This window comes from Vibrio sp. V04_P4A5T148, from assembly GCF_963875605.1.
Taxonomy (GTDB): domain Bacteria; phylum Pseudomonadota; class Gammaproteobacteria; order Enterobacterales; family Vibrionaceae; genus Vibrio; species Vibrio anguillarum.
Genome location: NZ_CAWNMS010000046.1, coordinates 13,425 through 40,094, shown reverse-complemented (window position 1 = coordinate 40,094; position 26,670 = coordinate 13,425). Strand labels below are relative to the sequence as shown.

19 protein-coding genes are annotated in these 26,670 nt (G+C 43.2%); 12 read left to right on the top strand and 7 right to left on the bottom strand.

Going from position 1 to position 26,670, the window contains the following annotated elements; genetic code table 11:
- On the top strand, positions 1-249 hold a 249-nt coding region (locus AACT18_RS09825; protein WP_303396196.1), incomplete at its 5' end, for an IS4 family transposase.
- Between the two features lie 49 nt (positions 250-298).
- Here AACT18_RS09825 and AACT18_RS09820 read toward each other — a convergent pair.
- Both AACT18_RS09820 and AACT18_RS09815 read right to left on the bottom strand, forming a co-directional pair.
- On the bottom strand, positions 299-781 hold the full coding sequence (locus AACT18_RS09820; RefSeq protein WP_094131840.1) for a YajQ family cyclic di-GMP-binding protein: 483 nt from the start codon (positions 779-781) through the stop codon (positions 299-301).
- 27 nt (positions 782-808) lie between these two features.
- Positions 809-1,870, bottom strand: coding sequence for a 3-deoxy-7-phosphoheptulonate synthase (locus AACT18_RS09815; protein ID WP_026028005.1), 1,062 nt, complete (start codon positions 1,868-1,870; stop codon positions 809-811).
- 206 nt (positions 1,871-2,076) lie between these two features.
- Between AACT18_RS09815 and AACT18_RS09810 the strand changes: the two genes are divergently transcribed.
- Together AACT18_RS09810 and AACT18_RS09805 are read left to right on the top strand one after the other, a co-directional pair.
- The gene (locus AACT18_RS09810) at positions 2,077-2,967 is read left to right on the top strand and encodes a putative PEP-binding protein (RefSeq protein WP_094143135.1); all 891 of its coding nucleotides are present in this window, start codon (positions 2,077-2,079) and stop codon (positions 2,965-2,967) included.
- A gap of 119 nt (positions 2,968-3,086) precedes the next feature.
- Entirely contained in the window at positions 3,087-3,566 is a 480-nt protein-coding gene (locus tag AACT18_RS09805) for a PaaI family thioesterase (protein WP_094143133.1), read from the top strand.
- A 14-nt stretch (positions 3,567-3,580) separates the two neighbouring features.
- Here AACT18_RS09805 and AACT18_RS09800 read toward each other — a convergent pair whose 3' ends face one another.
- Positions 3,581-4,933, bottom strand: a complete 1,353-nt coding sequence (locus tag AACT18_RS09800) for a hypothetical protein (RefSeq protein WP_017044687.1) — start codon at positions 4,931-4,933, stop codon at positions 3,581-3,583.
- Positions 4,934-5,031: 98 nt separating this feature from the next.
- Between AACT18_RS09800 and AACT18_RS09795 the strand changes: the two genes are divergently transcribed.
- The gene (locus tag AACT18_RS09795) at positions 5,032-5,865 is read left to right on the top strand and encodes a CvfB family protein (RefSeq protein WP_094124919.1); all 834 of its coding nucleotides are present in this window, start codon (positions 5,032-5,034) and stop codon (positions 5,863-5,865) included.
- A gap of 204 nt (positions 5,866-6,069) precedes the next feature.
- On the opposite strand, the gene rsmF is transcribed toward AACT18_RS09795, so the two are convergent.
- From rsmF to AACT18_RS09775, 4 genes are all read right to left on the bottom strand, one after another.
- Entirely contained in the window at positions 6,070-7,491 is a 1,422-nt protein-coding gene (rsmF, locus tag AACT18_RS09790) for a 16S rRNA (cytosine(1407)-C(5))-methyltransferase RsmF (protein WP_217897994.1), read from the bottom strand.
- Between the two features lie 112 nt (positions 7,492-7,603).
- Entirely contained in the window at positions 7,604-10,243 is a 2,640-nt protein-coding gene (locus AACT18_RS09785) for an MlaD family protein (RefSeq protein ID WP_094124917.1), read from the bottom strand.
- A complete protein-coding gene (locus AACT18_RS09780; RefSeq protein ID WP_094124916.1) occupies positions 10,236-11,495 on the bottom strand; it encodes a paraquat-inducible protein A in 1,260 nt (419 codons plus the stop codon). The genes AACT18_RS09785 and AACT18_RS09780 overlap by 8 nt, the downstream gene beginning before the upstream one ends.
- A 31-nt stretch (positions 11,496-11,526) precedes the next feature.
- Positions 11,527-13,323 carry an ABC transporter ATP-binding protein gene (locus tag AACT18_RS09775; RefSeq protein ID WP_094124915.1) on the bottom strand — a complete coding sequence of 599 codons (1,797 nt, stop codon included), beginning with the start codon at positions 13,321-13,323 and terminating at the stop codon, positions 11,527-11,529.
- A 91-nt stretch (positions 13,324-13,414) separates the two neighbouring features.
- Between AACT18_RS09775 and AACT18_RS09770 the strand changes: the two genes are divergently transcribed.
- From AACT18_RS09770 to pyrD, 8 genes are all read left to right on the top strand, one after another.
- The gene (locus AACT18_RS09770; RefSeq protein ID WP_094124914.1) at positions 13,415-13,888 is read left to right on the top strand and encodes a GAF domain-containing protein; all 474 of its coding nucleotides are present in this window, start codon (positions 13,415-13,417) and stop codon (positions 13,886-13,888) included.
- 99 nt (positions 13,889-13,987) lie between these two features.
- Positions 13,988-14,617, top strand: coding sequence for an RNA chaperone ProQ (gene proQ, locus AACT18_RS09765; RefSeq protein ID WP_017044692.1), 630 nt, complete (start codon positions 13,988-13,990; stop codon positions 14,615-14,617).
- Between the two features lie 17 nt (positions 14,618-14,634).
- Positions 14,635-16,629, top strand: a complete 1,995-nt coding sequence (gene prc, locus AACT18_RS09760) for a carboxy terminal-processing peptidase (RefSeq protein WP_094124913.1) — start codon at positions 14,635-14,637, stop codon at positions 16,627-16,629.
- A gap of 141 nt (positions 16,630-16,770) precedes the next feature.
- Entirely contained in the window at positions 16,771-17,454 is a 684-nt protein-coding gene (locus tag AACT18_RS09755) for a hypothetical protein (RefSeq protein ID WP_094143213.1), read from the top strand.
- A 210-nt stretch (positions 17,455-17,664) separates the two neighbouring features.
- Positions 17,665-20,271, top strand: a complete 2,607-nt coding sequence (gene pepN, locus AACT18_RS09750) for an aminopeptidase N (RefSeq protein ID WP_064625167.1) — start codon at positions 17,665-17,667, stop codon at positions 20,269-20,271.
- A 65-nt stretch (positions 20,272-20,336) separates the two neighbouring features.
- Positions 20,337-20,555 carry a DUF2835 domain-containing protein gene (locus tag AACT18_RS09745; protein WP_013856912.1) on the top strand — a complete coding sequence of 73 codons (219 nt, stop codon included), beginning with the start codon at positions 20,337-20,339 and terminating at the stop codon, positions 20,553-20,555.
- 182 nt (positions 20,556-20,737) lie between these two features.
- A complete protein-coding gene (locus AACT18_RS09740) occupies positions 20,738-25,579 on the top strand; it encodes an NAD-glutamate dehydrogenase (RefSeq protein WP_017044697.1) in 4,842 nt (1,613 codons plus the stop codon).
- A gap of 45 nt (positions 25,580-25,624) precedes the next feature.
- Entirely contained in the window at positions 25,625-26,635 is a 1,011-nt protein-coding gene (pyrD, locus tag AACT18_RS09735) for a quinone-dependent dihydroorotate dehydrogenase (RefSeq protein WP_013856910.1), read from the top strand.
- Positions 26,636-26,670 lie beyond the last annotated feature (35 nt).

Below are 26,670 nucleotides of genomic sequence, written 5' to 3'. Positions count from 1 at the left end.
AGTTGTGAGCCGATATTAAAAGGCAAAGCATGGAAGCTAATGTGGCTAAAGCTAGAAAGAAAAGGGCTACCGAAGGAAGCTCCGGACATATCATGGGCTTACAGAGGTATTGCTCGATTAGGGGGTTGGAAGAATACAAAGCGAACGGGTCGTGCTTCTATAAAGACATTATGGCAAGGATGGTTTAGGTTACAAACCATCCTTGAAGGGTATGAACTGGCTAAGTCTCTTGATTCACCAGACTTGTGATCAAGAGACAGTCTAATGAGGTGGCTTTGATATTTTATTCGTGGTGTTGTTAGTCTCGAAAATTGTCATACTGGAATGGCTGGCCCATATCCGATTCACGCATGAGAGCGATCACTGACTGTAAATCATCTCTTTTTTTACCCGTTACTCTTACTTTTTCACCTTGAATGGATGCTTGGACTTTGAGCTTGGCATCCTTAATGGCTTTTACCACTTTCTTGGAGGTTAACGAGTCCAGTCCTTGTTTAAATTGGACATCTTTAAACCAGCGCTTGCCGGAATGTACGGAATCTTTCGCTTCCATCGCTTTGGCATCAACACCTCGTTTCGCGAGGTTGCCACGTAAAATATCCATCATTTGACCCAATTGAAAATCATCTTCTGCAGACAGTTTTACAACTTCATCTTTGAGTTCAAATCCAGCTTCTACATTACGAAAATCAAAACGAGTAGAAAGCTCTCGGTTTGCATTATCGACAGCATTACGAAGTTCAACAGTATCGACTTCTGAAACGATATCAAAAGAAGGCATGGTGTTTCCTTATCTATTGCTTAGTATTTACTTTAAGTTACGGCGGTCAGTGATCGCTTGTGCCAGCATATCCAGCATAGTTGCTGTGTCATCCCATCCTAAGCATGGATCGGTAATCGATTGACCATAGGTGAGGTTCTTTAAGTCATGCATTGGCTGGTTACCTTCGATAATGAAGCTTTCAGCCATAATACCAGCAACGAAATCCTTACCTGTACGTATTTGTGTGCAGATGTCGGCCGTTACATCTATCTGTTTTCTATGCTGCTTTTGGCAATTCGCGTGGCTAAAATCTACGATGAGGCGCGGGGCTAAGCCGAATTCGATCAGTTGCTCGCAGGCTGCAGATACGGAGTCAGCGTCATAGTTTGTCCCTGTATCACCACCGCGTAAAATAACATGGCCAAAGGGGTTACCACTGGTACGATAAACGGTCATACGGCCATTTTTATCCGGTGAGTAAAAATAATGCGATGCTTGGGCCGCTCGAATGGCATCAATAGCAATTTTGATGTTGCCATTCGTGCCATTTTTAAAACCGACAGGACACGACAGTGCAGACGCCATTTCTCGGTGTATCTGAGATTCCGTAGTACGCGCACCAATAGCTCCCCACGTGATGAGATCTGCGATGTATTGCCCGGTAATCATGTCTAAAAATTCAGTCGCAGTAGCAAGGCCTAGCTTGTTGATATCTAATAATAATTTCCGTGCTTTATTGAGCCCTGTTTCCAGTGCATATGAACCATCCAGATTGGGATCCGTAATCAAACCTTTCCAGCCCACAACGGTGCGTGGTTTCTCGAAATAGGTACGCATGACGATAAACAGTTCATTTTTATATTGGTCTTGGATCGCACTCAAACGTTGAGCGTAATCCATTGCTGCTTCAGTGTCGTGTACTGAACACGGACCGACAATGACTAACAAGCGATCATCGTGACCAGTCAGAATATTTTCAATTTGACGGCGTGAGTTTGCGATGCGCTCTGCTACGTCGTCTGTGATCGGATGCGCATTTCCAAGCTCTGCCGGAGTCGGCATTGGGCCCAAGGCTTGAGTTCTTAATTCATCTGTTTTTAATGGCATGGTAAAGCCTGTACTCTTATTGCGAAGCGGTAAAGATAACGGAATTGGCAATAGGAATAAACTCCAAAACGGAAAACTTATTGCTTATCATCTGTAAGGTGAAATTTTATTCATAAATTTATCATAAATATTTACTTTTACTTGAATTAATACTCGGCTATGGGTATTTTCCTGAGCAAGATAATTAAAAATGTAGGGAGTAATGAATGAGTTTGGCACAACATGATACGATCCACCCTCAGTTGATCTTAGGTGATGCCCTTCCAGCGGCAATTGAATCAAGTGGAAATGCCCAGCATTTGTATGTATCGCTGTCCGACATTATTTTAGATTCGTTGTTTTATCATCCTTCGATTGAGCAACATTTTGCGAATCTAACTGAACTTGAGCAAGGCTCTTTGCAATCCATTCTTGATGACAAAGCGGTGGCGGAGCACTTTACGTCAACCATTGTTGATAGAGTCGTGGCAGCGGTTCAAAAAAATCACACTACGATTCGTGTCTGTTTGAGTGATGCAGATAGTTACACTTATAAAGCGTTGATCGGTGGAAGTGTTGAAACGGATGAAATTAACCCAGCGATGGGAGTGCGTGGCGTATCGCGTTTTTCTTCCATCCAGTATGCGAAAGCGTTTAGTTATGAATGCGCTGTGATCAAGGCATTGCGCAAGCAAGGATTGAACATCGAAATTGTGGTGCCATTTGTTCGAACATTAAGTGATGCGGCTACGATCATTGACCGACTGGCAGAGCAGTCTTTACCTCGGAGTTTAGATGGTTTGAAAGTGCTTTATTCTTGCGATGTTCCATCAGCGGCATTATTGGCAGAGCGTTTGATGCACTATTTTGATGGTGTGGTCATCAACATCGATAACTTAACACAATACACATTAGGCATTGATAAAGAGAATCCCGAACTTTCCCATTTGTTTAATCCAGAGAGTGAGGCGGTCATCACGCTGCTCGATTTAGCATCAAAAGCGGCACGTCATGCGAATAAGCCGATTTTGGTCGTCACCCAAGCACTCGCAAGTTATCCAAAGCTGCAGGAGCACTTAGCTGAAAGTGTTCAGGCTGATGTTGTGGTAAAAATGTAATGATCTGATTTGGGCGCAGAATAGCTGCGCTCAACCCTAACTTTTTGTAACAACTTATTGACATTTTACAGCGTATACCTTGAACTGGTCCGATAACCATATTGAAAAGGTCAAGCCTCATGCTCTCCCCATTAACAAAAGCGAATCTTTACTTAAATCTGTTTGGTTTTTTAAAAGTACCAGTGATTTGGTCCTGCAGGCCAAAGATTTTAGTGCTAAACGAACGCTCTGTAGAAATTCGAATTCCACTGAAACGTCGCAATAAAAATCATTTAAATAGTATGTATTTTGGTGTGTTAGCCGTTGGTGCAGACGTAGCGGGCGGTTTTATGGCAATGCATAAAGCACAACAGCGTGGCTCCAAAGTATCGTTGGCGTTTAAAGCGGTTAGTGCGGAGTTTTTAAAAAGGCCGGAGGCGGATGTCCATTTTCATTGCCATGATGGCCAGCTAATAGACAGTATGCTTGATGAAACTATCGCGACCGGAGAGCGAGTCAATCAGACAGTAAAGATCATTGCAACCTGTCCTTCGCTGCATGGTGACGAGCCTATGGCGGAGTTTCATCTTACTTTATCGTTAAAGCGTATTGGTAAATAAGGCCGAATTAGAGACTACTCGCTTAATTCTATCGGTTCAATGTCGACAATCTTATTTCTATTTAAAACAATTTTCCAACGGTAGTAGCGGGGCTCTTCTTTATGGTTATCTTCTTTGATAATCAAGTTGAGCAAGTGCCGTTTTTCTACGGTTTCTCGACTCACTTGACCACCACTTAACTGATAAATGCGATTAGAGCCTTTGTCCATCAAACGGGTAATCGGGCGTAGGTCAATGTGTAAAGTTTCGCGTGTTTCCTCATAGCCACTCATGAAGCGTGAGGTTGACATGGCCGTTTCTGAGCGATAGTGAAGTACCTGTTCCTCCCTTTGAACAATGCGTTTCTTTCGAATTGTTTTGATTCTGTCTGGTAATTTACTCAGGTTGGTATAATCAAGCCATTCAATTTTGTAACCCACAGATTTTCCGGTCGTTGGGTCTATGTAACGACGCTTCCATTTAGGTTTTCCTTTACGGATCCAGCGCCACAGCATATCGCGTAAGTCATCTTTAAAGATCTCGCGTAATGCATAAACAAACGACATAGCGATGATAAAAGAGGCGGTGATTTCCCCCCAATAGTCGCGAGCTGTAATGGCGATGACGGTGACAAACAGCATTACAAGCCCAGTCGCGATGCCTTTTACGGCACGCTTCATGTTATTACCTAAAGAAGTGACGTGTTCATTAAGCACAATGGGATGCTCGATTAAACGGCGTAGTAGGCGCATCTTGTTACTCAGCCGAGTGATGTCTTCCCCTGCCTTTGCTGAGTTGTAATTGTTAAGTTTACGATGTGCCTGTTCTTTTTCAACCAGTGTAATTAGACGCTCTTTGATGGTTTTATATTCACCATCGCGGTTCATGTGTGCGACTAGGGAAAGAAACTTTTGCTCAGTATACCAAGATAAATAGTTATCAATATTGGCGTAATAGCGTTTTAAGCTCTCTTCATAAGGAATGCTGCGGCGCAATCTTTTCAAAATATCTAAAGAGAGTTCAATGACACTATCAACTTCATCTGATGTGACGGTGTCACTCGTCGTATTGAGTTGTACTACAGCTTTATCTAGAGCGATAACATACTGATAAGCAAATAAACTCAAACTGACTCGATACTGAGTAGAAGAGAGATGGCCTCGTTGTGCAAGTCGGCTGTGCACTAAGGGCAGTAACGTTTTATCACTGTAATACGCACGCTCTTGGTGGATGAAGCTATAGTAAAAGTCAGATTCAGGAAGTATTTCGGGTGTTAGACCTAAATCACCGGGAATGAATAGGTAAATGTCTAGATCAAGTTCTTTGCTCTGAGACATGGCATGTGAAATTTTAAGCGTGATGGTATCTTGCTTATCGACATTAACCAAAGAAAGCTCCTGAAAAAATGCTTATTTTTCCCTTGAATGCAGGAAAGGATAACAGAGATCACGTATAATCTCTGCAAAATTGAGGTGAGACATAGTAAATGATTAACGTTGGTCAAATAAACAGTTTAGAAGTCGTAAAGATTGCTGATTTCGGCGTATTTTTGGATGCTGAAGATTTTGGAACCACTTTACTGCCTAAACGATTTACCCCAGATGGGGTTGGATTGGGGCAGAAAATAGACGTATTTTTGTATTTCGATTCAGACAATCAACTTGCCGCGACGACTGAAAAACCGATTGCAAAAGTAGGCGAGTGGGGATTGATGAAAGTTCAGGGTGTGAATAGCACTGGTGTTTTTGTTGATTGGGGTCTGAAGGGTAAAGATTTATTGGTGCCTTACAGCGAACAGCGTGCTCGTTTTAAAGAAGGACAAATGATTTTAGTGTATGTCTACACTGATAAGGCTTCCGGCCGCATCGTAGGCACAACTAAATTCAACAAGTGGCTGGACAAAACCCCTGCAAACTATACGCAGAATCAGCAAGTTGATCTATTAATTGCAGAACACTCAGAACTCGGATACAAGGCCATCATCAATGGCGAGCACTGGGGGATGATTTTCCCATCAGATGTGTTTGGTAAGTTGTTTATTGGTAAGACCTTAAAAGGCTACATCAAAAATATCCGTGAAGATGGAAAAATTGACCTAGCTCTGCAAAAAATTGGCGTAGCAAAAATGGATGAGCTAAGCACTAAGATCATAGAGTTACTTGAGAAAAAGGGTGGTTTTCTTCCATTAAGTGATAAATCGACACCAGAAGCTATTTTTTCGATGTTCCGTACCAGTAAGGGAACCTTTAAGAAGAGCATTGGTGGTTTGTACAAGCAGGGAAAAATTACCATTGGGGAAGATGGAATTCATCTTGTATAGCTGAGGCGTTCACCTCCTGTTGCAATCTATTTTCCTTGACGATAAAAAAAGGCCCGAAACTTTTCCGTTTTTGGGCCTAGGGGAATGGCTCATTTGAGCCTACGCTAATCATTAAAATAGTCGTACTTATGCTTCCCTGTAAGTATAGTTGTTATCGCTAGAAGTGCGCGTGTTTTCTAGATTTTTGTCCTATTTTGGGGCATGTTAAAACAAATTTTTATCTTTAACGAGTTCTCTTGGTAAACCATTTTTTATGCGGTTTCCTACCCATTTCCCTAGGCCAATCACATCGTTACCGAGTTTAACCAGCACTTCGCCAGTGCCAGTTTGTAGTGCTGGTCTGACATCTCTGCCCATGTACCAATCTCGCGCTTCTTCAATCGATAGTGTGATGCAGTTTGATTCGTTACCAGTCGCTAATGATGTAGCGACTTGATGTTGCCAGCGATAACCTTTTTTATGTGTTTCAGCGATTTTTATCCCCATGCGAGAGAAGCGGAATTTGCCGAGCATAGGTTCCAGTGCGTTTGGAAATAACCATACATCATTATCACGTAGCCAGACACTGGTATCATCGGGGATCGCAACTTCAAACGTTTTCATGAGTTGATCCGTGATCTCTTGTGTGAGTTTAAGGTTGGCTTTCGCAAAAGGAAATTGACCTAAGCGTTTGTTGACTTCAGGGTGGGGTACAGAGCTAAGTTTACGGATTTTCGCAACAAAAAAACCTTCACAATCATAAGTTTGAGGGAATACATGCAAAAACCCTTCGTCTGTAATAGCTGCTTTTGCATCCTCAAACAATGAGCTAAGGGAAACAAATTCAACTGATTGTGGATATTTTTCTTTTAGATGCAAGCACACTTGTTGGTTCTCTTCTGTACTCAATGTACAGGTTGAGTAGACCATCACACCGCCGGGCTTTAAAGCTTGAAACGCACTTTCAATCAAATCTTTTTGTGTTGTGGAAATCGACAATACAGATTCTTTGCTCCAGTTTTTCATCGCATCAGGATCTTTACGGATGGTACCTTCTCCTGAGCATGGCGCATCTATTAACACCGCATCAAATTGTTCCGGTAACCAACCGCCAAAGACTCGACCATCAAAATTGCTCAGTGCACTGTTACGTACACCGCAGCGTTCGATATTAGCATGCAGCACTTTAACACGGCTGGCTGAAAATTCGTTGGCGACTAATACGCCTTCATTTTCCATACACGCCGCAATTTGCGTTGTTTTTGAACCCGGAGCCGCCGCCATGTCGAGTACTGAATTGAACGATTCATCGCCAGTGAAAAGAGCGGACACCGGCATCATAGAACTGGCTTCTTGAATGTAAAAAAGCCCTGCCATATGTTCGGCTGTGTTACCCAAAGGTACGACAGACTCATCGGCTTCAATCCAAAAACCCGTGTTACACCAAGGCACTGGTGATAAAGCCCATCCTTTTTCTACGGCGCGTTGACAAAAGCTATCAACAGAGATTTTTAGCGTGTTGACTCGGATACTTTTACGCAAAGGACGCTGGCAAGCTGCAATAAAATCACTCATCGTTAGATGTGTGGGCAGTATCGCTTCAATTGTCGCAAGAAAAGGTTCAGGTAGGGTTATATTGGCGTGCAAAGCAGTATCTCGTCTGGGAGTTGAGGCCGGATTATATAAGAATCGTGATGAGATCAAAATAATAAAAAATGCAGCCGATCAGCTGCATTTTATAAGAATCAAGGTTAACCCTTTAAGGTTTTGGTATGGCTGTTCGCCATTGGCGCCATTCTGGTTTGGCTTCAGGATATAAGTAAAATGCTTGGCCTTGTTTAGCGATAGGCTGTAGCTGTTTTTGCTCTGGAGTGGCAAATGTAATTCCGCCTTTCATGATGCTGTCTAACGTGCCTGCTTTTATATTTGCACCAGATAAACCGATGGATACATCGACGCCAGAAGTGTTCCAAAATACGCTATTGCTGCGAACCAGATAAGCGAACTCTTTTTGGATTTCAATGGTAAACATGACGCGGTCTGCAAAGTCTCCTAGAGCAACATGGGTTACTTTGCCCACTTCCATTTCACGGTAGAGAACCGGGCTATCTTCAGTCACTGATCCTCGTGTTTCACTTTGTAAGGTGAATTCAATACCGAGTGCTTGTTGTGGCTGTTTTTCTAGTTCAAATTGATACTGCACATCGCCAAACCCAGGTTGGACCTCAATGCTGGAACTGAGTAAGTTTTGCAGATTTTCAACACCATTGAAGCCAATCTTAGTTTTCGCTACCCAAAAGTGAGAGCCATTTCTGGCAATCCCTAATGCGTAGCTAGGCTCAATTCTCGCTTGGAGTGTAACTTGGTTTGTCTTGAAATTAGGTGTTACAGAAACAACCTCTCCCACAGTGATATTGTTATATTTGATGGATGTTCCTAGCGTAACGCCAAAGGATGAATCGGCCGTTAAGATGATTTCTTGGCCCGCCTTACGTGCTTGATCGTAGCTGTCATAGAGCTTCCACAAATTCTGATCTTTGTTATCAATGCCTTGCAACGAATCAAATGCAATGCCTCCTTGAATTAAAGTTTTTAAAGGAGCGGCTTTGACTTTTACGCCTGCAAGTGTTGCATTAATTTCGACGCCAGAACGGTTCCAAAAAACAGTTTGATTCGTAATCAGATGGCGATATTGATTCTCTATTTTGACCTCGATTTTCACACCTTCTTTAGTGAGCTTAAAGCCAAAAACACTGCCTACTTGAAGGTTACGGTATAGGAGCGGGCTGCCCGGATTGATGGGAGGAAGCTCGTCGGCAAAAAGAGTCAGTGTCTGTGAGCCGCTTTGATTATATTTTGCAAGCTCAGCTAAGGATTTACTTTGATATAGCGGGTATTCATTACTCGCATTTTCAGCGCCTTCGCTGATGAAACTGATTGAGCCGGCGAGCAGTTGTTTGGCAGGAGGGATCGAAACATTAAGGCCTGATTCGGTGAGCTCCGCGGTGGCAGAGCCTGTAATGTAAAAACGATTCTGTGAGCGTATGAGTGATGAGTACTCTTCATCAATCAGCGTATTGAGCACAACACTGTCTTGCTGCAACTTTACGTCAATTACTGAACCTACCGCGATGCCTCGATACAAAATTTGGCTGCCCACATCTAAGCCATATGAGCTTTCTGCTGTAAGTTTGATAGCAATCGATTTTGCTTGTGACTGATTAAATTCAAATTGGCGAATTGCAGTGAAACTTCTGGCCTTTTCGCCCTTGCCAGGAATGAGTGTCAAGTAATTCCCTTTGATCAAATTAGCGATGTTCTCAACTCCAGAGAGTGAGACTTTGGCCTCTTCCAACACAAAACGGCTTCCCGAATTGAGCATATCACTAAACGCCGGTTGGATAGCGGCAGAGGCGATGATCTGTTGGTGACTTTTACTGAGCTGCAATTCCGTGATTTGACCGACTTCTATTCCTCGGTAAATGATGGGGGCACCGGTTTGGTTAATATTATGCTGATCGGGTAGGGTGATTTTCACAGGGATACCACGCCCTGCGGTTTTTAAATCGCGATAGAGACTAAATTGGGTATTTTGTTCAACAGGCTCTCCACCGTCCGGTGAATCGACGGCAATTGAACCACCGATTAATGCACTTAAACTTTCTAAGCGGACGTCAACACCTTCAAAGCCAATGCTTGCACCAACACCGCTGACATTCCAAAAACGGCTTTCATTGGTAATAATGTGGCGATACTCGTCTTTTATCGAGGCTTGAATGAGTACCGACTTTGCATCGTCATCGAGTTTGTAGTTAAACACTTCACCAATCGGAATTTTTTTATAGACGATTTGTGAGCCAACAGAAATACCTCCGAGATCGCGAGCCTTTAGAGAAATGATAAGCCCTTGATTAGGCAGTAGATCAGAAGGTGCACCATCTAAAGCACTAAACACTTTATCGTGTTCAGCTGAACTATTTTCGTTACCCGGTTGAATCGCAATATAGTTTCCTGAAACCAATGCATCTAAACCTGAAACGCCAGATAAACTGGCCGTTGGCTTCACTAACCAAAATCGGGTATTGTCATTGAGTAACTGAGTAGCTTCTGGATAAATATCGGCTTCCACATAGATGTTTTCTAATCCTTCGGACAGTTTAATATCTCTTACCATGCCGACTTCGAGCCCTTGGTAGCGAATTGTTGTTCGCCCTGCGACTAAGCCTTGTGCGTCCGAAAAATAGATCTGGATTCGTTCGCCAGCATCGTGAATGGCTTTAACGACTAACCAACCTGCGAGCGCCATGGTGAGTATGGGCAGTATCCACAAAGGTGAGATGCCCCTGTTTCGCTTAACATCGGGAGTGTATGAGGGCTGGCTTGAAATTTGTTTACTCATGTGAAGGCTCGTTTTGGTCTGCGATTTCTGGGTAATTATCCCAGATGAGTCTTGGGTCCATACTTTCCGTGGCGAGCATGGTGAGTACAACCACCAAGCCAAAGGCAACGGCTCCATAACCGGGAGTGAAGTCGAGAATTTGACCGCGATCAACCAGTGTCAACATAATTGAGATGACAAACAGATCCATTACCGACCATTTGCCGATCCATTTAATCGCGAAGTAAATGTTCATTCTCTGACGGTGGTAAACCGTTCGCTTAAATTTAATCGCCAGTAATAGATAGGTCAGGCCGAATATTTTCACAATAGGCACGATTATACTGGCCACAAAAATGATGATTGCAATTCCGACCATACCACTATTAATCAGTGACGCAACACCAGAGAAGATGGTGTCTTCTAATCGCTGTCCGTTGGTAATTAAAATCGATATTGGAATCAGGTTCGCGGGGAAAATAGCGACACTTGCTGCAATTAAATAGGCCCAGGTTCGTTGTATCGAGTTGGGTTTCCGGTGATATAATTTTTGCGCGCAACGCACGCAGTGCGTATTTTCGGGTTGTGAAAGATGGCAATGGTGGCAATGCACCTCTTTACGCTCGAAGGCATATTGATTCTCTGGCTGCCACGCTTGCCAATAGCGCCTTACGCTAACTCGAGTCGCTAACAATACGGTTGCCAGTTGCAGTAAGACTAAACCATACAACCCCACACCGATAAAAATGTCGGAATAATCTTGAAGTTTAAAACAAGATACCGCCACGCTGACTAAAAAAACATCGAGCATTACCCACGTTTTTAATCGCTGAATAATGATCAGTGAGCCACGTAGTAGATGAAACCATCGATAACGCAAGGCGAGATGAGCGGTCACTACGGAACCACACACTAAAAGTGGCGCAATAGAGCTGCAAAATAGCACCAATAAAGCGAGCGCTCCAAAGCCCTCTTCAGCCAGCGCAAAAACACCGGATGGCAAGGTGGCGGGGATCATCACCCCAACCAAGCGAATACTGATGAATTCAAAAAAATGAGAGGGGATAAACAGTAACAAGCAAGTGATGGCGACGGCTAAATCCCCAGATAAAGAGGGAGACCCACCGCGGTACAGTTGGGTACCGCAGCGTGGACAATAGGCACTTTTCCCATGCTCAACCTCGACGAGATCAACGGCCAATTCACAGCCGTGACACAACCTCACGTCGTTAGGTGATTGTGGATGTTGAATAAGCGCTGAATGTTGAGACAAACAATCATCCTAATTTATTGTTACCCAATTACTAAACGTACGATTGGAGATTTCCATAAAGGGTCTGATATAACCCATCTTGCTCGACTAATTCTCGATGCGTACCCATTTGGCTAACTTGACCATCTTCCAGCACGTAAATTATATCGGCTTGTTTCACTGCCGAAAGGCGGTGCGCAACAATTAAAGTAGTTCGACCTTTCAAAAATCCAGTCAGAGCATTGTGCAATGCCGCTTCAGTTACCGTATCTAACGCGGATGTTGCTTCATCCAAAATAACAAATTTAGGATTGCTTAGTACCATCCGAGCGATGGCTAAACGTTGACGTTGTCCGCCCGACAAGCGAATACCATTTCGGCCAACTAGCGTTTCTAAACCGTCACTGAGATTCGCAGTCACATCATCCAGTTGTGCAATATGCAGCGCTTGCCATAATTCCTCTTCTGCATATTGACCGCCGAGGGTCAAATTATGCCTTAAGGTGTCGTTGAATAGTATAGGTTGTTGTAATACCACGGCAATGTTATCGCGAATAATATCAAAACTTATCTCGTCAGTGGTCGCACCATTAAAACGGATCTGCCCGGAATTGGGCTGATACACACCAATTAACAGTTGGATCAACGTGGATTTCCCACCACCACTTGCGCCAACCAACGCAACTTTTTTACCCGCCGGAATCGTGAGCGAGAGATCGTTGAGCACACTCTTTTCACTATCGTAGGCAAAATTAACGTGAGAAACCTCAACATCGACCTGGCGGTTATCCGTGAATGGGTTAATTTTGCAAATAGGGCGAGGCTCTTCCTCCAGTGCAAGCAGATCATTAATGCGATGAAAGGCCGCCTTTGCACTGTACCAAGAAAATTGAATACTCAGCAGCTCTTGCACTGGGCCTAACATAAACCACAAATAACCGAAAACGGCGAAAATTTGCCCTATGGTCAAGTCGCTAAAAACCACCATCAGCATCGCGACCGCTCTAAATAGCTCAAAACCAAGTAAAAATAGGAGAAATGAGACGCGCCCTGCAGCCTCTGATTGCCATGCATATTTGTCTGCATTCTCTCGGACTTGGTTGGCTTGCTGCTTAAGTTCATTGAGAAACTCTCGCTCTTTATTAGCGGCACGCAATTGATAAATGCCATCTAATGTTTCGACTAGCCGATTTTGAAAGCGTTCATACGCTTGGTTTTCTCGCTTTTTCAGATGCTTAACTTTGCTTCCGAGTTTACGTGAAAAGTAAATCACAATCGGGTTGACCAATAAAATAAACAGCCCTAAACGCCACTCAAGCCAGAGTAGAACACCTGCTGTGCCTAACACGGTCAGTAGGCTGATGATAAATTTACTGAGTGTGCTGCCTATGAATTGATCAATGGTTTCGATGTCGGTGATTAAGTGAGCATTAATACCACCACTGCCTTTGGTTTCGTACTGCCTGATACTGATCCGTCCTAATTTATCAATCATTTTGCAGCGCATTTGGTAAGTGATGGTTTTGGACACCAAAGTAAATTGACGGCTTTGAAGTATGTTGAGCGCTTGGCTGACGCTACGCATCAAGACCACTAGTAATAACGTGAGCGCAATATAGCCTGTTGGGTTTTGCATCGATGTCGGTAGAATAGTATTCATCATCGCCAAACCAGAAGCGGGTTTATTCAGCAGAACTTCGTCGACCATTAATGGCATTAATAGTGGAATAGGGACACTAACCAGCGTTGCAATAACCGCGATCGCATTGGCAAATAGAAGTGTAGGTCGATGTTTTTTTACTTGTTTTATTACCCAAGAGCGGCTAATAGTGTCATTGGAATTAGTCATTATGATGAGAATACATCCTATTTATCGTGTGAGAAATTGTACGCTGTTCAAAAATAGATGTCTTCCGTTTTCAAAAGGTCGTTGAGTTTATATGAACATAGAAGAATACCACCGTCTTACCAAGCAGGCGGTGGCACTGGTTGAATCTGAAACGGATTTAATCGCTAATCTTGCCAATTTGAGCGCCTTATTTAACATGGAGCTTGAAGATCTTAACTGGGTGGGTTTTTACCTAATAAAAGAAGAGCAACTGGTTCTCGGTCCCTTTCAAGGAAAACCAGCTTGCGTACGCATCCCCTTAGGAAAAGGTGTATGTGGTACAGCGGCGGCGACTAACCGTATACAACGTGTTTATGATGTCCATGAGTTTGCTGGTCACATTGCTTGCGATGCTGCGAGTAATTCTGAGTTGGTGGTGCCATTTTCTATCAATGGTCAAGTAGTGGGAGTATTGGATATTGATAGCCCAACAATTGGCCGTTTTTCTGAAATTGATGAGAAAGGGATGGCAGAATTAATGATTGAGATAGAAAAGCTGCTCAATTCACACGCTAACAAGGCATAAATTGGTCATTGCCTGTGGTTTTTCGCATTTAGGTCACTATAATACCGAACATATTTATCTTAATGCCTCGCGGAAAGACCGCATAAACCAGGAATCCTCATGGAAAACACTGAAAAGTTAAAAAACAGCAAAGAAGTTATTGCGTACATTGCTGAATGTTTCCCTAAGTGCTTTACTTTAGAAGGTGAAGCAAAGCCTTTGAAAATTGGTATTTTTCAAGATCTTGCTGAACGCCTAAACGAAGACTCAAAAGTAAGTAAAACACAGCTGCGTGCTGCGTTAAGACAATACACGTCGTCATGGCGTTATCTACATGGTGTTAAACTAGGTGCAACTCGTGTTGACCTTGATGGCAACCCATGTGGAGAGTTAGAAGAAGAACATGTAGAGCACGCACAAGCCGCATTGGCAGAAAGTAAAGCTCGAGTACAGGCTCGTCGTAAAGAGCAAGGACAAAAAGCACGCGAAGAGGCAAAAGCGAAGCAACCAAAAGCGAAAAAGCCTCAAGCACAAGCTCGTCGTCCTCAAGCGAAAGCGCCAAAAGCTGAAAAACCTGTCGAGACGCGCGCTTTAAATGCTGATGAAATGATCACTGGCAAACAAGTGAACGTAAACATGGGTAAAGGAAACATGGCTGCGACCATTGTTGAAGTTAATAAGGAAGATGTGCGCGTTCAACTTGTCAACGGCCTACAAATGGTTGTGAAAGCGGAGCACTTGCGCGCATAAAGGAGAAATTCCTACGCATGAAATGCCGTTCAAAATTAACGTTGATCGCTGCTGGCCTATGGCTAGCAGCGTCATCCGTTCAGGCCTTAGAAGCCACTCTTAGCAAAGAAGATTTACCTCTTCTTGCCCCAGAAATGCAGCATGAAACGGCGAGTAAGCGTGTGACTTCCCGTTTTACTCGTTCTCATTACAAACACTTCAACTTGAATGACGATTTCTCACAAGCTATCTTCAATCGTTATCTCGAACTGCTCGACTACAACCGCAATATCTTTACTCAGAGCGATATTGATTCCTTTCATACGTGGTCGACACAACTTGATGATCAACTCAAGGCTGGCAATAACCAAATTGCATTTGATGTTTATAACTTATCAATGCAAAAGCGCTTTGAGCGTTTTCAATATGCGCTTTCTCTGCTCGACAAAGAAATTACATTTGAAGCCGATGAATCGATGGAACTTGATCGTTCAAAAGCAGCTTGGCCGAAAGATAAAACCGAGCTCGATAAGTTATGGCAGCAACGTGTCAAATATGATGCACTGAACTTAAAGCTTACGGGTAAAGAGTGGCCGGAAATTAAAGAAACGCTAGGCAAGCGTTATAATAACGCGATCAAACGTCTGTCTCAGACCCACAGCGAAGATGTATTTCAGCTTTATATGAATGCTTTTGCGCGTGAAGTTGATCCGCATACTAGTTATCTATCTCCACGTAATGCCGAGCAGTTCCAATCAGAAATGAATCTTTCATTGGAAGGGATTGGTGCTGTACTGCAAATGACCGACGACTACACCATCATTCGTTCGTTAGTTGCGGGTGGTCCTGCCTCAAATAGCAAGCAGTTGGGTGAAGGCGATCGTATCATTGGTGTGGGCCAAGATGGCAAAGAGATGGTTGATGTTATCGGTTGGCGTTTAGATGATGTCGTACAACTGATCAAAGGCCCGAAAGGCACTAAGGTGAAGTTGCAAGTTTTGCCGGAAGGTAAAGACGCTAAAAGTCACGTTGTCACTATTGTTCGAGACAAAATTCGTTTAGAAGATCGAGCGGTTAAATCAAAAATCATCGAGAAAAATGGCAAGAAAATAGGCGTGCTTGAAGTCCCTAGCTTCTATGTCGGTTTAGCGCAAGACACGGACAAATTGCTGACTGAACTGAAGCAGAAAAAAGTGGATGGCGTGATCGTCGATTTACGTAATAACGGTGGGGGTGCATTAACGGAAGCGACGGCATTATCCGGCTTATTTATTGAAAGCGGCCCGGTTGTGCAAGTTCGCGATAGCTATGGACGAGTAAACGTTAATAGTGACACGGATGGAAAAATCAGTTATCAGGGTCCTATGACGGTATTGGTGAATCGCTACAGCGCATCAGCCTCAGAAATTTTTGCAGCGGCAATGCAAGATTATGGACGAGCGATCATTGTTGGCGAAAACTCATTCGGTAAGGGAACGGTTCAACAGCATCGCTCGTTGAATCATATCTACGACTTGTTTGATAAAGAATTAGGCTACGTTCAATATACGATTCAGAAATTTTATCGTATTGATGGTGGCAGTACGCAGAATAAAGGTGTTGTGCCTGATATTGCGTTACCCACTGCGATTGAAGCAAAAGATACCGGTGAGAGCGTTGAACCTAATGCACTTCCTTGGGATCAAATTGAGCGAGCTAAATACGACAAGTTACAAGCTAATGAAAAACTGATTCCTAAGCTATCTGCGCAGCATCAAGCTCGTATTGCCAATGATATGGAGTTCGGCTTCATTAACGAGGATATTGCAAAGTATAAAGCGGAGAAAGATGACAACACCATTTCTCTCAATGAATCTGTGCGTAAGCAAGAAAGTGACAAGGCAGATGAATTGCGTTTGGCGCGGATTAACATGCGACAAGCCGCCAATGGTTTGAAGCCCTATAAAACCTTGCAAGATGTGCCTAAAGATTATGAAGCTCCAGATGTTTATTTAGAAGAAGCAGTGGCGATCACTGTTGATATGCTAAATTAGCAACCAGTATCAATGAAAAGCGAGCCTTAGTGCTCGCTTTTTTGATCTTATTTAAACCAAATAAATAACGTGATACAGATCAAACATTTCGCTTTATCGTACAACCGGTTCTAAGCTTAAGAAAAAAGCGAGGAGCGTGTTATGAAATGGATAAGCATCATTTTTACCTGCATTGTTCTTATCAGCACCAGTGCGGCACAAAGTCAAAGTAGTGGTACGCAGACTCATCAAGACTTAACTCAGTTTGATCTCCCTTTTTTACTTGGTGATTGGTACCTACTTAACCCCAATCCTGACACTTCTTCCGATGATTTTCGTTCTATTAAACTGACCTTGGAATCGAATTATCGTTTCAAGATCGATATTCAAAAGAAAAATTATAATGTGGATCACTGGGAAGGTGAATTTGACGCCAGCGATAACAGCTTGATTTTGGGGCTTAACTCATCGCAACCTCAAGTTTATCAATACCAAGTGAACCACAACATGCTCAACTTAAACGGCATTATCTTCACTAAAGCTTTACCAAATGCGTTGGCAGGGGTGTGGTCTAGCAAACGGATATTTGGTGAAGATGCGATAGCAACCGACATTAACCAACTTGATCTCGTTTTACAGCCGGATTTTGTATTTATGTTCAGAGTAAGTGGTGCTAATGGTAACGAATCGATCCATAAAGGGGTGTACTACACAGAAGGTGATCATTTGGTGCTCCTTTATGAAGACGGAGAACATGATACTCGCTATACGCTTGTTAGTGATATGTTAACTTTAGAAGTGGAGAATGGTTCCATGTCGGTTGTTTTAGCGCGAGTAAATCCGTAGTCTTGCAATCTTCTATCATAAGAAAGGCAATGAGTGAAACCTGTTGATATATGGGTAAATTGTCAGCGAAATAACGAGGTATTTGTCTTAAATGCCTCGTTTTTCGGTTTGAGGGGTTGTTATTAATGATAACAAGCCTTAGATCTATAGTCATCTTACTGAATGTTTATCAAAAACGTCACATTTCACTCCGTCAACAAGGATTCCGACATGGCTCATACACCCCAAGCCAAGTATCGCAAAGATTATCAATCTCCATCACATACCATTACGGATCTCGAATTAACATTCGATCTCTTTGATACCAACACCACAGTGACTGCCGTTTCTCACGTTAAGCAGCAAAAAGAGAATAACCAATTGGTGCTGGATGGTGAAAACCTTGAGCTGAAATCGCTCAAAGTGAATGGCACCGAATGGCAAGATTTTCAGCTGCTTGAAAGCGGGCTCTCGATCTCATCATTACCTCAAGAGTTTGAATTGGAGATCGTGACACTGATTAACCCTGAAGCGAATACCGCACTAGAAGGGTTATACAAATCGGGTGGTGCGTTCTGTACGCAGTGTGAAGCGGAAGGTTTCCGTCGCATCACTTACTTCCTCGATCGTCCAGACGTTCTTGCAAAATACACCACGACCGTGATTGCTGACAAAAAAGATTACCCATTTTTATTAAGTAACGGTAACCGTATCGAACATGGCGATCTTACAGAAGGGCGTCATTGGGTGAAGTGGCAAGATCCACATCCGAAACCTGCTTACTTATTTGCTCTCGTTGCGGGTGATTTTGACGTATTACGTGATCAATATAAAACCAAGTCCGGTCGCGATGTTGCCCTCGAGATTTTTGTTGATAAAGGTAACCTCGACCGCGCTTCTCATGCGATGACATCACTTATCAACGCAATGAAGTGGGACGAAGAGCGCTTCGGCTTAGAGTATGATCTCGACATCTACATGATCGTTGCCGTTGATTTTTTCAACATGGGTGCGATGGAGAATAAAGGCCTCAACATTTTTAACTCTAAGTTTGTGCTAGCCAATGAAAAAACCGCTACCGATACTGATTATTTAGGTATTGAAGCGGTGATTGGCCACGAATATTTCCATAACTGGACTGGTAACCGCGTTACTTGTCGTGATTGGTTCCAATTAAGCTTAAAAGAAGGCCTAACGGTATTCCGTGACCAAGAATTTTCGTCTGATTTAGGGTCGAGAGCGGTGAATCGCATTAATAATGTGCGCATTATTCGCGGGCCACAATTTGCGGAAGATGCCAGCCCAATGTCACACCCAATTCGTCCCGATAAAGTGATAGAAATGAATAACTTCTATACATTAACTGTCTATGAAAAAGGCAGTGAAGTGATTCGTATGATGCATACGTTATTGGGTGAAACGAATTTCCAAAAAGGGATGAAGCTCTATTTTGAGCGTCATGACGGCACTGCCGCTACCTGCGAAGATTTCGTGGCAGCGATGGAAGATGCTTCTGGCGTCGATCTTACCCAATTCCGTTTATGGTATAGCCAATCTGGTACACCGATTGTTTCAGTGAGCACTGAATATGACGCACAACAGAAAACCTATGCCTTAACCGTAGAGCAAACAACCGAACCAACGCACGAGCAAAAAGAGAAAGCAGCGCTGCATATTCCTTTTGATGTTGAGTTATACACCGCTCATGGTGATGTAATTGAGTTACAATGTAACGGAAAGCGAATCTCTAATGTACTGAACGTAACACAGGCTAAGCAGACCTTCGTGTTTGAAAATGTGCCAGAGAAACCGATCCCTTCCTTGTTGCGCGAATTTTCAGCACCAGTGAAACTGGAGTATGACTACAGTGATGATGAGCTGATCTTCTTGATGGTCAATGCTCGCAACGAATTTGCTCGCTGGGATGCAGGCCAAATGTTGTTAGCCAAATATATCCGTAGCAATGTGTTTGGAGTGCAGTCGGGTAAGGCGGCGGATTTGCCTGAATCGGTAGTTGATGCATTCCGTGGTGTGTTACTGAGTGAGGCTCTAGAGCCTGCTTTTATTGCGGAAATGCTCTCATTGCCTAGCCATAATGAGGTTTCAGGTTGGTATAAACGTGTGGATGTTGATGCAATAGCGACCGTACTTAAAGCGATGAAAGTACAGCTTGCTAACGCATTGCAAGATGAGCTCAATGCGGTTTACCACAGTTTAAAACAGACACAATACAGCATTGAACACAGTGCAATTGGTGAACGAGCATTGCGCAATACTTGCCTTGCTTATTTAGCTTATACCGACCAAGGCAATGATTTGGTGCTGGCTCAGTATCACAGCGCCAACAACATGACTGACACCATCGCCGCTATGAGCGCTGCGAATAGTGCACAGCTTATGTGCCGTCAAGCACTGATGGATGATTACAGCAATAAATGGAAACACGATGGATTGGTGATGGATAAATGGTTTGCACTGCAAGGGACTAACCCCGCGCCAAGTGTTTTGGATACTATTCAACAAACCATGAAACATGAAGCATTTAGCTTAAAAAATCCAAATCGTACCCGCAGTTTAATTGGTTCATTCCTCAGTGCAAACCCAGTTAACTTCCATGCAAAATCGGGTGAGGGATACCGTTTTGCAGGGCAGATACTGCGTGAACTCAATGATAGTAACCCCCAAGTTGCGTCGCGTTTAATTGATCCTTTACTTAAATTCAGGCTCTACGATGAAACTCGTCAAGCAATGATGAAATCGGAGTTGGAGACTTTGAAGTCAATGGATAATTTAGCTCGAGATCTCTTTGAAAAAGTAACAAAAGCGCTCGAATCTTAAGGATCTTAACTCTACTAAGAGCGAGGTGATAGATACGTCTCCTCGCTCTATTTTGGTTAACGGCTATGAAGCAATACTATTTTACTCTCAATATTTCTTATCAAACTTACTTAGCGCACTATTCTGGTGTAGCAAGCTCTGTACAAGTCTACACAGATCAAGGTTTACGCCTTCAGCTACCCGCGTCTCGATTTCGTCCATTTCTTAGCCAAATTGGAGTAAAAGGTCGATTTCGGCTGACAACTGACCAAAATAACAAGTTTGTAAAGTTAGAAACTCTGTGATCCGCTGATTTTCTAGATATTTAAATAGGAATCTTAATCACATTCTCAAACATTTCACCTCAGACCTGCCCTAAAACTGTTAACTATTTGTCAATAAAGCTTTTACAATAAAGCAAGCATTACCAATGGTAAGCGCTATGCTTACCGCATACCCTACAAAAATAATAATCTTGGAGTCTACTATGACTGCGCGTGAAACTTTAGTGCCAGTTCTGCTTGAAAAAGTGTACAAACTGATTCAAGACAAACTCGATCTTGCTCATCAACCGCTCGTGACCCAACTTGCTCAACATCTATTTAGTAACATTTCGAAAGATGATCTGACTGAACGTAATGAATCTGACTTATATGGTGCGATAGTTAGCCTATGGCACCATATTAACGAGAAAAACCCGGAGGAGCGTTCAGTGCGGGTATTTAACCCGACAGTAAGCCGCCAAGGTTGGCAGTCAACGCACACGATTGTTGAAATAGTAATCCCTGATAGTCCGTTTCTTGTGGACTCCATTAAAATGGCGCTCAGCCGTTTGGATTTATCGTCACACCTCATGCTCAATGGTCCAACGCAAATCTCGCGCACCGATAACGGTGTTATTACTTCGGTAAACCAAGGTGAGGGTGTTCTGCAATCTCTTTTTCATATTGAAGTCGACCGCCTTAGCAGCAAAGAAGCGATGACACAGTTGAAAAATGAGTTGCTTAGTATTCTGAGCGATACAGCTTTAGTGGTGCAAGACTGGCAACCAATGTCAGAAAAACTAGTGCAAGTGATTGCGCAATTGGAGACACAAAAAGAGTTCATTCCTGTAGAAAGTGATCGTTACGAAGAAACCATCAAATTCTTAAAGTGGATGGGAAATCATAATTTCACTTTCATGGGGTACAAAGAATACGACCTCGTGACGGTCGAAGGCGATACTGAACTGAGACCAACAGCAGAAAAAGGGTTGGGTTTATTTTCTGATTCAAAACGTGTGCGCAGCGTAAAATTATCTGACTTTCCTGATTCCGCGCGCCTTGAAGCCAAAAAGCCTTTTTTATTGATTGTCACTAAAGGCAATACCCAATCACGTATCCACCGCCCAGCTTATACCGATTATATCGGCGTTAAAAAGTTCGACAAAGCAGGTAAAGTGATCGGTGAACATCGTTTCACTGGTCTATATACCTCGGCAGTGTATAACCAAAGTGTCGAAACTATTCCGCTGATCCGCGAAAAAGTAGAACGTATTCTAAAAGCCAGCGGTTATCGTGCAGGCTCCTATTCCTATAAAGCGCTGCACAATATTCTAGAAAACTATCCTCGTGATGAGTTACTGCAAGCACGTGAAGAAGAGATGTTAGAAGTTGGGATGGGCGTAGTGCAAATGCAAGATAGGGATTTGCTGCGTCTGTTTGTTCGTAAAGACCCGTTTGGTCGTTTCTTCAGTTGCATGGTCTATGTGACCAAAGAGCGCTATAACACCGAGCTTCGCCGCCAAACGCAACGAATTTTCAAACAGTACTTTGGTTGTGAGCAAGATGTTGAGTTCACCACTTATTTTTCAGAAAGCCCATTGGCAAGAACACACTACATCGTACGTGTTGATAATAACAATATGGATGTCGATGTAAAAACGGTAGAGCAGAATTTAATGGAAGCATCATCAACTTGGGATGATCGTTTATCAGATGCGATCGTAGCAAACTTTGGAGAGAGTAAAGGACTGCCATTATCGAAAGAATACATGCGTGCATTCCCTCGTTCTTACAAAGAAGACATGATGCCGGGTTCAGCGGTGGATGATATCCAGCGATTGGAAGCCTTAGATGAAGAGCACAAACTCGGCATGTTGTTCTATCGTCCACAAGAAGAAGCGGCCGATTCAAAAGCGGTGCGCTTAAAACTCTATCACCGTGACGAGCCAATCCATCTTTCTGATGTGATGCCTATGTTGGAAAACTTAGGGCTGAGGGTGATCGGAGAGTCACCTTATGAAGTACGCAAGTTAAATGGACAAACGTATTGGATCTTAGATTTCTCAATGCTGCATAAGAGCGATAAGAGTGTCGATCTTCGAGAAGCGAGAGATCGTTTTCAACAAGCATTTGCGGCTATTTGGGCTGGTGAATTAGAGAGTGATGGCTTCAACCGACTAGTACTCGGTGCTTCATTAACTGGGCGCGAAGTATCGATTCTTCGTGCTTATGCGCGTTACATGCGCCAAGTGGGTTTCCCATTCAGTCAACAATATATTGAAGATACACTCAGCCATTATCCAGATGTAGCAAAAGGGCTGGTGGAACTATTCTTAAAGCGGTTTGATCCTAAACACAAAGGGGCTCAAAAAGGGCAAACGGATCTTATCAACGCTATTACTGAAGAGTTAGATCGTGTTGATAGCTTGGATGATGATCGTATTATTCGTCGTTATATGGAGATGATCAGTGCAACGATCCGTACTAACTACTTCCAGCTGGATGAAAACAATCAGATCAAACCCTGGCTTTCTTTAAAAATGAAACCGAAAGAGATTTCTGAAATTCCAGCTCCTGTGCCGGCTTTCGAAATCTTCGTTTATGCGCCTGATATTGAAGGTGTTCATTTACGTGGTGGTAAAGTAGCACGTGGCGGATTACGTTGGTCTGATCGCCAAGAAGATTTCCGTACCGAGATTCTAGGGTTAGTGAAAGCGCAACAGGTAAAAAATACCGTTATTGTTCCTGTGGGAGCAAAAGGTGGTTTTGTGTGTAAGAAACAGCACATGTTTACCACGCGTGATGAGATCTTTGCCGAGGGACAACGCTGCTATAAACGTTTTATTCGTGCATTACTCGATGTTTCCGACAATATTATTGAAGGCGAAGTCGTTCCACCTAAAAATGTCGTTCGTCATGATGAAGATGACCCTTACTTAGTTGTAGCCGCGGATAAAGGGACAGCAACATTTTCCGATTTGGCTAACTCAGTGTCAGCAGAATACAATTTCTGGCTAGGTGACGCTTTTGCTTCTGGTGGTTCAAATGGTTACGACCATAAAGCCATGGGGATTACAGCAAAAGGGGGATGGGAGTCAGTCAAGCGCCACTTCCGTGAGATGGGCATTAATTGCCAAACCACAGATTTTACAGCGATTGGCATTGGCGATATGGCTGGAGATGTGTTCGGTAATGGTATGCTGCTGTCTAAACACATCTGTTTGCAAGCAGCGTTTAACCATTTGCATATTTTCATCGATCCAACACCAAATTCAGCAAAAAGTTGGGAAGAGCGCAATCGCTTATTCAACACGCCACGATCTAGCTGGGAAGATTACAACGCAAAGTTGATCTCAAAAGGTGGTGGTATCTTCTCTCGCAAAGCGAAATCGATCACCTTAACGCCTGAAATTCAAAAAATGATCGGCACTAAGAAGGCTTCTGTTGCGCCTAATGAGCTGATTAAAATGATCTTGAAAATGGAAGTGGATCTTCTGTGGAACGGAGGCATCGGCACCTATGTTAAATCATCGAAAGAGAGCCATTCTGATGTAGGTGACCGTGCTAACGATGCTCTAAGAATTGATGGACGCGATCTTCGCACAAAAGTGATCGGTGAAGGTGGTAACTTAGGTATGACTCAACTTGGACGTGTTGAGTATGCATTAACTGGTGGTCGTGTTAATACCGACTTTGTTGATAACGTTGGCGGCGTCGATTGCTCGGATAATGAAGTTAATATTAAGATCTTCTTGAATGGCTTGGTGGCGAATGGTGATCTTACCGTCAAACAACGTAATCAGATCTTAGAGTCGATGGAAGACGAAGTAGGAGGCATCGTTATTGAAGATGCTTACGCTCAATCTGAAGCTATTTCTGTCACTGAGCAACAGGGTGTATCGTTAGTTAAAGAGCAAATTCGTTTCATCCATGCAATGGAAAAAGCAGGGCACCTTGACCGAGCATTGGAATACATTCCAGATGATGAAACTTTGCTTGAGCGTGAGAAGCAGGGATTTGCATTAACCCGTCCGGAGCTATCGGTATTAGTGGCATACGGCAAAATGGTGTTGAAAGAGGAATTGGCTTGTGAAGAGATTTCACACGATGAATTCCATTCACAGCAGTTGATCAACTATTTCCCTACGGAGTTACGTCGTAACTATTCTCAGCACATGCAACAACACCCACTTCGTGCAGAGATCATTGCTACGGCTCTGGCCAATCAGATGGTGAACGAAATGGGATGTAATTTCGTGACCCGTCTTCAAGAAGAGACTGGTGCGAATGTTGTCGATATTGCCAATGCTTACACTGCGGCAAGAGAAATCTATGGTTTAGGCCGTGTTCTTGAGCAGGTTCGTTTACTCGACAATAAAGCAGAAGCCGATGCACAGTACGATGTGATTTTCTTAGTACGCCGAACCTTACGCCGCTTATCTCGTTGGTTGCTGCGTAATCGTTCAGGCAAACAATCGGTCAAAGATTTGATTGCGCTTTATCAAACTGACGTCAATGCCGTTTCCGCTGAACTAGATAATATGCTCGTTGCTGAAGAGGTTGCAGAGCATAATGCCATGGCTCAAGTCTGGATTGATAAAGGCATTAACTCAGAACTGGCGAATTACGTTGCTCGTTTATCAAGCCTGTACTCAGCACTGGATATATCCACAGTGGCACGTGATAAAGGTAAGACTGTTGCTCAGACAGCTAAGCTTTACTTTAACTTAGGTGATCGTTTATCACTGCACTGGTTCTTAAAACAGATTAACGGTCAAGCGGTGGATAACAACTGGCAAGCACTAGCTCGCGCTGCATTCCGTGAAGATTTAGACTGGCAGCAGCGTCAACTCACTGCGCAAGTATTGAATTGTACTTGTGCACCAGAAGAACTCGATGTAATGAAAGCACTGGATGAATGGATTGCTAGTAATGAAGTGTCCTTAATGCGCTGGGAGAGTATCCTCAACGAATTTAAAGTTGGTGCAGTACATGAATTTGCAAAATTCTCAGTAGCATTAAGAGAATTAGTACTTTTAAATTTGAATTGTGCGGCAAATGAGTAAATAATAACGCCCCGTTTATACGGGGCTTTTTATTTCGGAGGCACAATGCTCTACCGCTTAGCCAGGACTGGCTTTTTTCAACTTGATGCCGAAAAGGCACATGATCTCGCCATTGAAAACTTTAAACGTTTCACAGGCACTCCTCTTGATCTCTTCTATCGTCAACACTTACCCAATCGCCCAGTCGAATGCATGGGTTTAACTTTTAAAAACCCTGTAGGTTTGGCCGCTGGCCTAGATAAAAATGGGGAATGCATAGAAGCTTTTGGTGCAATGGGGTTTGGTTTTGTCGAAGTTGGTACCGTGACTCCACGTCCTCAATCTGGTAACGATAAACCGCGTTTATTCCGTTTGATCCAAGCGGAAGGTATTATCAATCGAATGGGCTTTAACAACTTAGGTGTCGACAACCTGGTTGAGAACGTTAAGAAAGCTAAATATGACGGCATTATCGGTATCAACATTGGAAAGAATAAAGATACACCGATTGAAAATGGGGCAGATGACTATCTTATTTGTATGGAGAAAGTCTACCCATATGCTGGTTACATAGCAGTGAACATTTCATCCCCCAACACTCCTGGGTTACGAACGTTACAATATGGTGAGGCATTGGATGATTTGCTTGCCGTACTGAAAGCGAAGCAATCTGAATTGGCTAAGCTGCATAATAAATACGTTCCGCTAACATTAAAGATCGCTCCCGATCTTTCTGATGACGAACTTAAACAAATTTGCCAATCGTTACTCAAGCATAATATTGATGGCGTTATCGCGACTAATACCACATTGGATCGGTCGCTGGTGGAAGGTATGAAATTCGCGAATGAAGCGGGTGGGTTAAGTGGCCGTCCTGTTCAATCAAGAAGTACTGAAGTGATTAAGTGCTTGTACCAAGAGCTGGGTGATAAGCTGCCCATTATTGGAGTGGGTGGTATTGATTCTTGTATCGCTGCAAAAGAAAAAATGTTGGCGGGCGCGAAACTAGTACAAGTCTATTCAGGATTCATTTATCACGGCCCAGGTTTAGTGAGAGATATTGTCAAGAACCTGTAAATAAGTGCGATTTAAAGGTATTTACTCAGAAAAAT

Bases quoted from the DNA above. Each gene is read 5' to 3' on its own strand.
- AACT18_RS09820 (WP_094131840.1), bottom strand. From the start codon at position 781: ATGCCTTCTTTTGATATCGTTTCAGAAGTCGATACTGTTGAACTTCGT.
- AACT18_RS09815 (WP_026028005.1), bottom strand. From the start codon at position 1,870: ATGCCATTAAAAACAGATGAATTAAGAACTCAAGCCTTGGGCCCAATG.
- AACT18_RS09810 (WP_094143135.1), top strand. From the start codon at position 2,077: ATGAGTTTGGCACAACATGATACGATCCACCCTCAGTTGATCTTAGGT.
- AACT18_RS09805 (WP_094143133.1), top strand. From the start codon at position 3,087: ATGCTCTCCCCATTAACAAAAGCGAATCTTTACTTAAATCTGTTTGGT.
- AACT18_RS09795 (WP_094124919.1), top strand. From the start codon at position 5,032: ATGATTAACGTTGGTCAAATAAACAGTTTAGAAGTCGTAAAGATTGCT.
- AACT18_RS09785 (WP_094124917.1), bottom strand. From the start codon at position 10,243: ATGAGTAAACAAATTTCAAGCCAGCCCTCATACACTCCCGATGTTAAG.
- AACT18_RS09775 (WP_094124915.1), bottom strand. From the start codon at position 13,323: ATGACTAATTCCAATGACACTATTAGCCGCTCTTGGGTAATAAAACAA.
- AACT18_RS09770 (WP_094124914.1), top strand. From the start codon at position 13,415: ATGAACATAGAAGAATACCACCGTCTTACCAAGCAGGCGGTGGCACTG.
- proQ (WP_017044692.1), top strand. From the start codon at position 13,988: ATGGAAAACACTGAAAAGTTAAAAAACAGCAAAGAAGTTATTGCGTAC.
- prc (WP_094124913.1), top strand. From the start codon at position 14,635: ATGAAATGCCGTTCAAAATTAACGTTGATCGCTGCTGGCCTATGGCTA.
- AACT18_RS09755 (WP_094143213.1), top strand. From the start codon at position 16,771: ATGAAATGGATAAGCATCATTTTTACCTGCATTGTTCTTATCAGCACC.
- pepN (WP_064625167.1), top strand. From the start codon at position 17,665: ATGGCTCATACACCCCAAGCCAAGTATCGCAAAGATTATCAATCTCCA.
- AACT18_RS09745 (WP_013856912.1), top strand. From the start codon at position 20,337: ATGAAGCAATACTATTTTACTCTCAATATTTCTTATCAAACTTACTTA.
- AACT18_RS09740 (WP_017044697.1), top strand. From the start codon at position 20,738: ATGACTGCGCGTGAAACTTTAGTGCCAGTTCTGCTTGAAAAAGTGTAC.
- pyrD (WP_013856910.1), top strand. From the start codon at position 25,625: ATGCTCTACCGCTTAGCCAGGACTGGCTTTTTTCAACTTGATGCCGAA.